Origin of the sequence: Luteibacter sp. RCC_6_2, from assembly GCF_041360655.1 — a bacterium.
GTDB lineage: Bacteria > Pseudomonadota > Gammaproteobacteria > Xanthomonadales > Rhodanobacteraceae > Luteibacter.
Map to the genome: position 1 here is coordinate 43,354 of NZ_JBFUPQ010000020.1, position 11,914 is coordinate 55,267.

The following is an 11,914-nucleotide window of genomic DNA, read 5'->3' on the forward strand; positions in this document are numbered from 1 at the left end:
CTATAACACCCCGCCGCCACGGCCACCGAGGTGAAGGAAATGGCGAAAAACGCTCGTAGTTCCACAGCTGCCAAAGGTGCCGCCAAGAAGGGCGGGGCCGGTGATGTGAAGGCGACCAGGAAGACCGTGGCCGCGGTGAAGGCGGCCAAGGCGCCGGCGAAGAAGGCCGTCCAGGCCGCGGTCAAGTCCGCGACGAAGACGGCCGCCAAGGCCGCCCCGAAGAAGGCCGCGGCGCCTGCCAAGAAGACGACACCGAAACCGGTGGCGAAGAAAGTCCCCGCGAAAGCCCCGCTGAAGGCGGCGCCGGCGAAGACGGCCAAGACGGAGGCGCCCAAGGCGACACCGAAGCCGGCTGCGAAGGTGGCCACCAAGGCGGCGGCGAAGCCCGCTCCCGCCGCCCCGGCGAAGAAAGCGGCGCCCGCCGTGACCAAGGCGCCGGCGAAGAAGACGCCGGCGAAGAAGACGCCCGCGACCCCCGCGAAGAAGACATCCGCGGCGCCTGTAAAGGCCGCACCCGCTCCGGTGTCCACGCCGGCAGCCAAGAAGACCGCAACGGCCACCCTCGCCGCCGCGCCCGAGAAGGGGCGCACGGCATCGGCCGTTGCCGCTGCGACACCCCGGACGGCGTCCGCGGTGGGCAGCTCCACCTCATCCAGAAACGAGAAGTCCGCTCAATCCAGCATGAATAGCACTGCCTCCAATACCGCCGACAACGGCATCACGCGCGAAGACGGCCGCTATGCGCTGCCGGCTTCCACCGTCATCGACCTGCCCAAGGGTTACAAGCCGAACGACGACGAGGAGTACATGAATCCTCGTCAGCTAGCCTATTTCCGCAACAAGCTGAAGGACTGGCGCGAACAGCTGGTCGAGGAATCGCGCCAGACGATGGACAACCTCCGTGAGGAAGTCCGTGACGTGGGTGACGAAGCCGAACGCGCCACGCGCGAGACCGAGAACTCGCTCGAGCTGCGTACGCGCGACCGTTACCGCAAGCTGATCTCCAAGATCGACAAGGCCCTTCGCCGGATCGAGGAAGGCCGCTATGGTTTCTGCGAGGAAACCGACGAGGAAATCGGCGTGGACCGTCTCGACGCCCGCCCCATCGCCACGCTGTCGCTCGATGCACAGGAGCGCCGCGAACACCTGCAGAAGCAGATGGGCGACTGATTCCATCCCGTCGTGGTTGCGACACGAGACGGCCCCGCATCGCGGGGCCGTCTTGCTTTCCGACGTCCGCTCCGCTCAGCCCTGGGCCAGCGATGCCGCCGCGTAGGCCTTCAACTTCGCGAGCATGGCCGCGAGCCCGTTCGACCGGGTAGGCGACAGGTGCTTGCCGAGGCCGATCTCCTGGATGAACGTGGGATCGGTGTCGACGATCTCGCGCGCGGAACGACCGGAGTAGACCCGCAGCACCAGGGCGATCAGGCCGGAAACGATGGCCGAGTCGCTGGCGGCGTCGAAGTGCATCTTCGATGCGTCGCCCGAGGGGATCAGCCAGACCATCGACTGGCAGCCGTGCACGCGGTTTTCCTCGGTCTTCCGCTCGTCGGGGAAGGGCGGTAGCTGGCGGCCGAGGTCGATCAGGTACTGGTAACGCTCGGTCCAGTCACCGAAGAAGGCGAACTCCTCCGCGATCGCGGCCTGTGCCTCGATGGCCGTGGCTTCCATCGGCTCGTTCATGCCTTCACCACGCTCCAGCGCGTGCCTTGCGCGCCGTCCTCGATCGCGACACCCCACGCCTTGAGCTGGTCGCGGATGGCGTCCGAGCGGGCGAAGTCCTTCGCCGCGCGTGCCGCGCGGCGCTCCTCCAGCAGCGCCTCGATGGCGGCCGCGTCGACGGCCTCGCCCGGATTGCCCTGGCGGAACCAGGCTTCCGGTTCCTGCTGGAGCAGGCCGAGCAGGGCGCCGCCGCCCAATAGCGCGGCCTTGGCCGGGCCGCGTGCCGCGCCGGTGGCCCGGCGGGCGGCGTCGGCCAGCTGCGATATCTCGGCCAGCGCCTGGGGCGTATTCAGGTCGTCACAGAGCGTGCTTTCGACGGACTCGGGCACCACCGCCTCGCCCGCGTCCACGTCGCCCATGTCGCGCAGGACACCGTACCAGCCGTCGAGCGTGCGTACGGATTGGGTCATCGCGGCCTCCGACCAGTCCAGCGGCTGGCGGTAATGGCCTCGCAGGAGCATGAGGCGCAGCGCCTCCGCGGGGTGCTTGCCGAGCAACTCGTGCAACTGGAGCACGTTACCCAGCGACTTGGACATCTTCCGGCCCTCGAACGTGAGCATGCCGTTGTGCAGCCAGTACCGGGCGAAGGTCTTGCCGCCATGCGCGCAGACGCTCTGGGCGATCTCGTTCTCGTGGTGCGGGAAGGTGAGGTCCACGCCACCGGCATGAATATCGATCGTCTCGCCGAGATGGGCCTCGCTCATGGCGGAGCATTCGATATGCCAACCCGGGCGGCCCCGGCCCCAGGGACTGTCCCAGCCGGGCAGGCTCGCGTCCGAGGGTTTCCACAGCACGAAGTCGCCCGGGCTCTTCTTGTACGGCGCCACCTCGACGCGTGCGCCGGCGAGCAGTTCTTCCGGATCGCGCCCCGACAGGGCGCCATAGGCCGGAAACGACTCGACGTGGAACAGCACGTGGCCTTCGGCCTCGTACGCATGGCCGCCGGCGATCAGGCGCTCGATCATCGCCACGATCTGCGGGATGTGCGCGGTGGCGTGCGGCTCGACGTCGGGCGGGGCGACGCCGAGGCGGGCCATGTCGTCGCGGTAGGCCTGGGTGTAACGATCGGTGATCTGCGCGATCGGCACGCCGGCGGCGGCCGCGGCGGCATTGATCTTGTCGTCCACGTCGGTGATGTTCCGGGCGTAGACCAGGTTCGGGTAATGCCGGCGGATCAGGCGGGCGAGCACGTCGAAGACGACCGGCGGCCGGGCATTGCCGATGTGGATGTAGTTGTAGACCGTGGGCCCGCACACGTACATCGTCACCCGCTGCGGATCGAGGGGGGTGAACGCCTCCGTGCGGCGTGACAAGGTGTTGTAGAGCGAAATCGGCATCGGGAATCCGTGGACGGGCGCGGCGTGCGGGCCATCCGCAGATGATAGCAAGCCCATCCGAACGGGACGCACGCGCGGGACCGGAATCGGTTGACACGGGGTGTGACGATTTCGCCCGCCGGTTCTAAGCGTGGATTCAGCGTGAACTTGCTGAAATGCTCGCCAGTAGGCGCCATTCGTGCGTCTGGCTGGAGGTTTTCCTAAATGTCTCGCCTGCTCATCCCCGCGCTCATTCTCGCCCTGTTCGCCACCGGCGTCAGTGCCCAGGACGGTCGCTACGTTCCCGGTCCTCCGGGCCCTGGCCCCTCCGCGGGTCCGGACGACAACACCCATTACGGCTGGGCGGACGTCCTGCGCGTCGACCCGGTGTACGGCGTGGCCCGAATCGAGACCCCTCGCCAGGAGTGCTACGACCAACCCGTCGTTCGGCGCGAATCCAGCGGCAACAGCACGGCCGGTACCATTCTCGGCGCCGTCGTGGGTGGCGTGCTCGGCAACACGGTCGGCAAGGGTGACGGCCGCAAGGCCGCCACGGTGGTCGGCGCCGTCGCCGGCGGCGCGGTCGGCAACGGCATAGCCCGTAATGGCGACCGCACCTACGAAAGCACCGAAACGCGCTGCCGTGACGTCAGCTCCGTGTCCGAGCAGCGCCGCATAGCGGGTTACGACGTCGAATACCGCTATCGCGGGGAGGTCTACGTCTCGCGTCTGAACTACGACCCGGGCGAGCGCCTGCGCGTTCGCGTCAGCGTGGCGCCGGCGGACTGACCTGCGTACCGCCTCCACCAGAAAAGGCCGCGAGCGATCGCGGCCTTTTTCGTTCCGCTGGAGGCGGCACTCTGGTGGGAGATCGACTGTGACTGTGGGAGCCGCTCAACCTGTGGGAGCCGCTTCAGCGGCGATCCCGCGGCAGCGGGCCAGCACCCATCGCCGCTGAAGCGGCTCCCACAGGTTGAGCGGCTCCCACCGAGTCCCTGCCACCGAGTCCCTGCCACCGGAGTTCCGTCACCGGGCTTGTTGCGCGCCGCACCAAATCCCGGCATGATCGCGGTTCCACCTTTCCAGATCTTGCCGTGACCCACGCCGTCTACACCGCGATCGTCCTTACCAGCGCCCGTATGGCCGCAGGAATGACCTCGCGTGCTCGTCGACCGTACATCGGATCACTGGCCGGGTAGGCTGTCGCACGCGTTTCATTCGTACCGACTAAAAAACCCGGCCATGCGCCGGGTTTTTTTGTTTTCGATTCCTCTTTCCTCCACGGCCCCGTGGCCACCGACCGAACTGGATTGCCATGACCGTTCGCCACTTCCTTTCCACCCAGGACTACAGCCGCGCCGAACTCGACGCCCTGCTCGAGCAGGCCGCGGAGTTCAAGCGTTCGCCACAGGGCCAGCAGCTCGCCGGCAAGTCGATCGCCCTGATGTTCTTCAACTCGTCCATGCGCACGCGAACGAGCTTCGAACTGGGTGCCTTCCAGCTGGGTGGCCATGCGGTGGTGCTTTCGCCGGGCAAGGACGCGTGGCCGATCGAGTTCGAGGTCGGTTCGGTGATGGATGGCGATACCGAGGAACATATCGCCGAGGTGGCCCGCGTGCTCTCGCGCTACGTGGACCTCATCGGCGTGCGCGCCTTCCCCAAGTTCGTCGACTGGTCGGTGGACCGCCAGGACAAGGTGCTGGCGGCCTTCGCGCGGTACGCGACGGTGCCGGTGATCAACCTCGAGACGATTACCCACCCCTGCCAGGAACTGGCCCATGCATTGGCGCTCAGGGAACACCTCGGCGACCTGCAGAACAAGAAGTATGTCCTCACCTGGACCTACCACCCGAAGCCGCTGAACACGGCGGTAGCGAATTCGGCCCTGTTGATCGCGACGAAGATGGGCATGGACGTGACCCTGCTGTGCCCCACGCCGGAATATGTACTCGACGAGCGCTACATGGAGTTCGCCAGGAGCAATGCCCACGAGAACGGTGGTTCGCTACAGGTATCGCACGACATCGAGGCCGCGTATCGCGGCGCGGACGTGATCTACGCGAAGAGCTGGGGCGCCATTCCCTACTTCGGCCGCTGGGACGAGGAGAAGGCGATCCGCGACGCCAACAAGCATTTCATCGTCGACGAGGCCAAGATGGCGCTGACCAACAACGGCCTCTTCAGCCATTGCCTGCCGCTCCGCCGGAACATCAAGGCGACCGATGCGGTGATGGACTCGCCGGCCTGCATCGCCATCGACGAAGCCGAGAATCGCCTGCACGTGCAGAAGGCGGTCATGGCCTCGCTCATTTCACATTCGTCGGGCGTGAAGTCCGGCCTCGGTTTCTGATTCGTCTTTCCCGATCGCCCATCGTTTTCCTTCGGAGCCAGCATGTCCAGCAAAGATATCGTCCTCGCCTTCTCGGGCGGCCTCGACACCAGCTTTTGCGTTCCTTACCTGACCGAGCGCGGCTATGCGGTGCATACCGTGTTCGTCGACACCGGTGGCGTCTCGTCCGAGGAACGCGAGTACATCGAGCAGCGCGCCCATGAACTGGGTGCGGCCTCGCATCGCACCGTGGACGCCGCCCAGGCGATCTGGGACAGCTTCGTCACCCCGCTGATCTGGGCTGGCGAGTTCTACCAGGGCCAGTACCCGTTGCTGGTCTCGGATCGCTACCTCATCGTGAAGGCCTCGCTGGAGCGCTGCGATGAACTGGGCACGAAATTCTTCGCGCATGGTTGCACCGGCATGGGTAACGACCAGGTCCGCTTCGACCTGACCGTGAAGGCGTTGGGCGACTACACCATCATCGCTCCCATCCGCGAGATCCAGCGCGAGCACACCCAGGTGCGCGCGTACGAGCAGAAGTACCTGGAGGACAGGGGCTTCGAAGTGCGTGCGAAGACCAAGCACTACACCATCAACGAGAACGTGCTCGGCGTGACCATCTCCGGCGGCGAGATCGACGCATGGGAGATCCCGGGCGAAGGTGCCGTGGGCTGGTGCGCGCCGCGTTCCGAATGGCCGTCCGAACCGCTGCGCATCGAACTGGGCTTCGAGAAGGGCACGGCGGTGTCCCTCGATGGCAAGGCGGCCTCCGGTCCGGAGATCCTCGGTTTCCTCAATCGTGAACTGGCGAAGTATGGCGTCGGCCGCAGCATGTATACCGGCGATACCAACATCGGCCTGAAGGGCCGCATCGTGTTCGAGGCGCCCGCGCTCACGGCGCTGCTGACCGCGCATCGCGCCCTGGAGGAAACGGTGCTGTCCAAGCAGCAGAACCGCTTCAAGCCCGAGATCGGCCGCAAGTGGACCGAAGTGGCCTACGAAGGCTTCTTCAACGATCCGGTCAAGGCCGATCTCGAAGCCTTCCTCGTCTCCACCCAGCGCAAGGTCGATGGCAAGGTAATCATCGAGACCCGCGGTGGAACGGTCTACGCGGTGAAGGTGGAATCGAAGAACATCCTGCAGTCGGCCAGGGCGACCTATGCCCAGGCCGCCGACTGGGGCGTGGCCGAGGCCGAGGGCTTCATCAAGCTCTACGGCATGAGCTCCACGCTCTGGGCGGAAGTCGACCGCGCCAACGGGAACTGATCCTAACCCATGGATACGCTCCTCGAGGAAACGCTCACCCATCTGCGCGCGCTGGTCGGATTCGACACGCGCAACCCGCCACGAACCATCGGCACCGACGGGATCTTCGATTACCTGCGCGCGAACCTTCCGGGCTTCGACGTGCAGGTGACGGATTTCGGTGCCGGTGCCGTGAATCTCTACGCCGTGCGCGGCACGCCCAGGTACCTGTTCAACGTGCACCTGGATACCGTGCCCGATTCCCCGCACTGGACGGCCAGCCCGTTCGAGCTGCGGGTGACGGAAGACCGTGCCATCGGCCTCGGTGCATGCGACATCAAGGGTGCCGCGGCCGCGCTGGTCGCGGTCGCCAACGCCTCGAAGGGCGACATGGCGTTGCTACTGTCGACCGACGAGGAAGCCAACGACGCGCGTTGCATCGACGGCTTCCTGAAGACACCGCGCGACTACGAGGCGATCATCGTCGCCGAGCCGACCAAGGGTGAGGCGGTGCTGGCGCATCGTGGCATCCATTCCGTGCAGATGCGATTCCAGGGCAGGGCAGGCCATGCCTCGGGAGAGCAGAAGCCTTCGGACAGCGCGCTGCACCAGGCGATCCGCTGGGGAGCCGCGGCGCTCGACCACGTGCAGGCGCAATCGCACGAACGCTTCGGTGGACTCACCGGCCTTCGCTTCAACATCGGCAAGGTCGAAGGTGGCATCAAGGCCAATGTGATCGCGCCGACGGCGGACGTCCGCTTCGGCTTCCGCCCGTTGCCATCGATGGATGCCGATCGCCTGCTTGAAACCTTCCGAACCCTGGTCGAGCCGCATCCGGTCGAGTACGGCGAGACGTTCCGCGGCGATTCGTTACCGGCGGGCGATACCGCCACGGCCGAGACGCGCCGCCTGGCCGCCCGCGACCTCGCCGACGAACTGGGTATCCCCGTGGGCAACGCGGTCGATTTCTGGACCGAATCCGCGCTGTTCTCGAAGGCCGGCTACACCTCCTTCGTCTATGGCCCCGGCGACATCGCGCAGGCGCACAGCGCCGACGAATGGGTCGCACTCGACCAGCTGGCTCATTACGCCCAGACCATCCATCGGATCGTGGACAGTGGACTCTAATAAACATACCCGCAGAACCATCGTGCGCCTGCTGTCCTCCATGGGCAGCGCACGCGAGATCCAGCAATACCTGAAGCGCTTCTCGCAGCTGGACGCCGCCCGCTTCGCCGTGGTGAAGGTCGGCGGCGCGGTGCTGCGCGACGACTTGCCGGATCTCACGTCCTCGCTGTCCTTCCTGCAACAGGTGGGCCTCACGCCCATCGTGCTGCATGGTGCCGGTCCGCAACTGGACGAGGAACTCTCGGCGGCTGGAATCGAAAAGAAAACCGTGAACGGCCTGCGGGTGACCTCGCCGGAGGCGCTGGCAATCGTGCGCCGCGTGTTCCAGGCGCAGAACCTGCGCCTGGTGGAAGCCTTGCAAGAGGCCGACACACGCGCCACCTCCGTGCCATCGGGCGTGTTCGCGGCGGACTTCATGGACCAGGAAACCTTCGGCCTCGTCGGCCGCGTGCGCACCATCAACCTCGCGCCGATCGAGGCCAGCCTGCGTGCGGGTTCGATCCCGGTGATCGCCAGCCTGGGCGAGACCGATTCGGGGCAGATCCTCAACATCAATGCCGACTTCGCCGCGAACGAACTGGTCCGCGTGCTGCAGCCGTACAAGATCGTGTTCCTGACCGGCACGGGCGGCTTGCTCGACGGTGACGGCAACGTCATCGATTCGATCAACCTCTCGACCGAGTACGATCAGCTGCTCCAGCAGCCGTGGCTGCACTCGGGCATGCGCCTGAAGATCGAGCAGATCAAGGATCTCCTCGACGACCTGCCGCTGACCTCGTCGGTCTCGATCACGCGGCCGGCGGAACTGGCCAAGGAGCTGTTCACGCACAAGGGTTCCGGCACCCTCGTGCGCCGTGGCGAGCGCGTGCTCCGCTTCGAGTCGTGGGAGGGCGTCGACCTGGCCCGCATGCGCCAGCTGATCGAGTCCAGCTTCGGTCGCACCCTCGTGGACGACTACTTCGAGCGCACCGACCTCTATCGACTCTATGTCTCGGAGAACTACCGGGCGGCGATGGTGTTGACGGCCGAAGAAGGGTTCGCCTACCTGGACAAGTTCGCGGTGCTCGACGAAGCCCAGGGCGAAGGTCTCGGACGCGCCGTATGGCAGGTGATGCGCGACGAGAATCCCAAGCTTTTCTGGCGCTCGCGACACGGCAACGTGATCAATCATTTTTACTACGCGGAGTCGGACGGCTGCTTCAAGCAAGCCCGTTGGAAGGTGTTCTGGTACGGGCTGGACAACTTCGCCGACATCGAACGTTGCGTCGCGCATTGCGCCACGCGCGAACCCACCCTGCAGGACTGAACGCTCATGGCCAAGAAGACCATCGGCATCGTCGGCGCACGCGGTCATACGGGTGCGGAACTGATCAAGCTCATCGCCAGCCATCCGGGCCTGGAGCTGGCTTTCGTGTCCTCGCGCGAACTGGATGGCCAGCGCCTGGCCGATCATAGCGATGCCTACGAGGGCGAACTCACCTATGGCAACCTCGATCCCGCCGCCGTCGCCACGGCGGCGGCCGACGTGGTGATCCTGGCCTTGCCCAACGGCAAGGCCGCTCCTTACGTGGAAGCGATCGACAAGGCCGCGGTGGCGACGGTGATCGTCGACCTCTCCGCCGACTATCGCTTCGACGAACGCTGGTATTACGGTTTACCGGAGTTGTATCGCGACCGCTGGCGCGGGGAAAAGCGCATCAGCAACCCGGGTTGCTACGCCACGGCCATCCAGGTCTCCATCGCTCCGATCAAGGACCTGCTGGCCGCTCCGCCGGTCTCGTTCGGCGTGTCCGGCTATTCCGGTGCGGGCACGACGCCGTCCGATCGCAACGATCCGGAGAAGCTGCGCGACAACCTCATGCCGTACTCGCTCACCGGGCATATGCACGAGAAGGAAGCCAGCCGTCACCTCGGTTTGCCGGTGGAGTTCATGCCGCATGTCGCGCCGCATTTTCGCGGGCTGACGGTCACCACCAACCTCTATCTCGCCAAACCGGCGAAGCGCGAGGAGATCGTCCGCCGCTTCGAGGGACGCTTCGAGAAAGAAAAGCTGATCCACGTCGTGGACGAGGCCCCGTGGGTGAGCCAGGTGGCCAACAGGCATCACCTCGACGTGGGTGGCTTCGCCGTCTCCAACGACGGTCGCCGTGTCGTCGTGGTCGCCACGCTGGACAACCTGTTGAAGGGTGCCGCCACCCAGGCGATGCAGAACGTCAACCGTGCGCTCGGTTTCGACGAACTGACCGCCATTCCGCTCTGAGCCAAAGGAACCCCTCATGACCCAGCCGCTCTGGCAGAAATCCGACACCCAGGTGGACGCGCGCATCATGCGCTTCCTCGCCGGTAACGACGTCGTGCTCGACCGCGAATTCTTCCTGCACGACATCACGGCGAGCAAGGCGCACGTGGAAGGCCTCGCCAACATCGGCGTGGTCTCCACGCAGGAGCGCGACGCGTTGCTGCGCGAGCTCGACGTCCTCGCGGCCGACTTCTCGGCGGGCACCTTCGTCCTCGACGAGCGTTTCGAGGATGGCCACTCGGCGATCGAGGCACGCCTGACCGAACGCCTCGGCGACGCGGGGCGGCGCGTGCACACCGGACGCAGCCGCAACGACCAGGTCCTGGTCGCCACGCGCCTGTGGCTCAAGGAGAAGCTGGCGACGCTGGAGGCGCTTTGCCGCCGCGTCGCCGACGTCTGCCTCGAGCGCGCGGCCGGGGAATCGTTGCCGATGCCCGGCTACACGCACATCCAACGCGCCGTGGTGTCGTCCACCGGAATGTGGTTCGCCGCGTTCGCGGAGGCTTTCATCGACAATACGCTGCGGGCCCGCCAGGCGCTGGAGCTGATCGATGCCAATCCACTCGGCACGGCGGCGGGTTATGGGGTGAATATCGCCCTCGACCGCGCGCATACGACCGCGGCTCTCGGCTTCGGACGGATGCAGGTCTCGCCGATCTATGCGCAGCTGTCTCGCGGGAAATTCGAGATGGCCGCGCTCGACGCCGTCGGTACCGCGCTGCTCGATACGCGTCGCCTCGCGTGGGATCTCTCGCTCTTCACCACCGCGGAATTCGATTTCGTGAAGCTGCCGGCGGAGTACACCACCGGTTCGTCGATCATGCCGAACAAGCGCAATCCCGATGTCGTCGAATTGTTGCGCGCCAGCTATGCCAGCGTGGCCGCGGCGCGCACCGAGATCGAGCAGCTTTTGTCGTTGCCTTCCGGTTACCAGCGCGACCTGCAACTTTCGAAGGGCTCGCTGTTCCATGGTTTTTCCATGGGGCTGGGTGCGCTCGAACTGCTGCCGGACATGCTTGCCCGCTTCGAATGGAAGGCGGACAGGATGCGTGCCGCCATCGAACCGGCGATGTATGCCACCGACGTGGCGATCGAGCAGGCGGCGGCTGGCGTGCCCTTCCGCGACGCGTACCGGGCGGCGGCGGAAACCGCGGCTTCGGCGGGGGAGGGGCGCACGCCGGAATCGAGTCTCGCGGCGAGGACTTCGCCAGGGGCGGGTCGCGGTTTGATGCTGGATACGTTGCGGGCTCGGTTGGATGCCTTGGCCGGCTGACGCCGGCCATCGCCGACAAGGTCGGCTCCCACCAGGTCGCGGTAGCTGACGACGCCACCGGGCAGCGGAAGCTGACGAGGTTTCCGCCAGCTCGCTAAGGCCGACATCGCTCGGTGGGAGCAACTGTCTTTTTCCTTTGGCTCCTCAAGGCGCAGTGGATCGCCAGCCGACCTGATCACGGACCATGGCGTTGATGGCGGTGATGAAGCTGCGCATGCAGGCGACGAGGGCGACCTTGGCCACTTTTCCGCGCGCCCTTAGGGCGCGATACCGTTCGCCCAGGGCGCTGCCCTTGGCGTGGATGGCGGACCAGGTGGCCATGTAGAGCGCGCGTCGGACGATCCATCGGCCGGCGCGGACCCGTCGAGGCCCGTCGCGTCGGCCGCTTTGGTCGACGTACGGCGCAACACCGACCAGCGCTGCGATCTGTTGTCGTGACAGCCGCCCCAGCTCGGGCAGGTAGGCCAGCAGCGTGGCTGCCGTCACCGGTCCCACGCCGGGAACCTCGCGCAACCGCGACGTGGGCGCCGCCGCCGTCGTGGCGGTGGCGATGCGCTTGTCCAGGTCGGCGATCTGGACCTTGGCCGCATCGATCATGG

The 11,914-nt window shown here is 66.1% G+C and carries 11 protein-coding genes; 8 read left to right on the forward strand and 3 right to left on the reverse strand.

What is annotated here, in order from left to right; all coding sequences use genetic code 11:
• Window positions 1–39: 39 nt before the first annotated feature.
• Window positions 40–1,170, forward strand: a complete 1,131-nt coding sequence (dksA, locus tag AB6730_RS17890) for an RNA polymerase-binding protein DksA (RefSeq protein WP_371024950.1) — start codon at window positions 40–42, stop codon at window positions 1,168–1,170.
• A 75-nt stretch (window positions 1,171–1,245) separates the two neighbouring features.
• Here dksA and AB6730_RS17895 read toward each other — a convergent pair whose 3' ends face one another.
• The gene (locus tag AB6730_RS17895; protein WP_371024951.1) at window positions 1,246–1,683 is read right to left on the reverse strand and encodes a SufE family protein; all 438 of its coding nucleotides are present in this window, start codon (window positions 1,681–1,683) and stop codon (window positions 1,246–1,248) included.
• Window positions 1,680–3,059, reverse strand: a complete 1,380-nt coding sequence (gene cysS, locus AB6730_RS17900) for a cysteine--tRNA ligase (RefSeq protein ID WP_371024952.1) — start codon at window positions 3,057–3,059, stop codon at window positions 1,680–1,682. Before cysS ends, AB6730_RS17895 begins: the two co-directional genes overlap by 4 nt.
• Before the next feature lie 204 nt (window positions 3,060–3,263).
• Here cysS and AB6730_RS17905 point away from each other — a divergent pair, with 204 nt between their 5' ends.
• The 7 genes from AB6730_RS17905 (at window position 3,264) to AB6730_RS17935 (ending at window position 11,315) form a co-directional block, all read left to right on the forward strand.
• Window positions 3,264–3,827, forward strand: a complete 564-nt coding sequence (locus tag AB6730_RS17905; RefSeq protein WP_306851298.1) for a glycine zipper 2TM domain-containing protein — start codon at window positions 3,264–3,266, stop codon at window positions 3,825–3,827.
• A gap of 526 nt (window positions 3,828–4,353) precedes the next feature.
• A complete protein-coding gene (locus AB6730_RS17910; protein ID WP_371024953.1) occupies window positions 4,354–5,388 on the forward strand; it encodes an N-acetylornithine carbamoyltransferase in 1,035 nt (344 codons plus the stop codon).
• Window positions 5,389–5,430: 42 nt separating this feature from the next.
• On the forward strand, window positions 5,431–6,636 hold the full coding sequence (locus AB6730_RS17915; protein ID WP_371024954.1) for an argininosuccinate synthase: 1,206 nt from the start codon (window positions 5,431–5,433) through the stop codon (window positions 6,634–6,636).
• Between the two features lie 9 nt (window positions 6,637–6,645).
• The gene (locus AB6730_RS17920) at window positions 6,646–7,743 is read left to right on the forward strand and encodes an acetylornithine deacetylase (protein WP_371024955.1); all 1,098 of its coding nucleotides are present in this window, start codon (window positions 6,646–6,648) and stop codon (window positions 7,741–7,743) included.
• Window positions 7,733–9,049 (forward strand): acetylglutamate kinase, encoded by a 1,317-nt coding sequence (locus AB6730_RS17925; protein ID WP_371024956.1) that lies wholly within the window; start codon window positions 7,733–7,735, stop codon window positions 9,047–9,049. Before AB6730_RS17920 ends, AB6730_RS17925 begins: the two co-directional genes overlap by 11 nt.
• A 6-nt stretch (window positions 9,050–9,055) precedes the next feature.
• Window positions 9,056–10,003, forward strand: a complete 948-nt coding sequence (gene argC, locus AB6730_RS17930; protein WP_371024957.1) for an N-acetyl-gamma-glutamyl-phosphate reductase — start codon at window positions 9,056–9,058, stop codon at window positions 10,001–10,003.
• Window positions 10,004–10,019: 16 nt separating this feature from the next.
• On the forward strand, window positions 10,020–11,315 hold the full coding sequence (locus AB6730_RS17935; RefSeq protein WP_371024958.1) for an argininosuccinate lyase: 1,296 nt from the start codon (window positions 10,020–10,022) through the stop codon (window positions 11,313–11,315).
• Window positions 11,316–11,459: 144 nt separating this feature from the next.
• Here AB6730_RS17935 and AB6730_RS17940 read toward each other — a convergent pair.
• On the reverse strand, window positions 11,460–11,914 hold a 455-nt coding region (locus tag AB6730_RS17940), incomplete at its 5' end, for a transposase (RefSeq protein WP_371024959.1).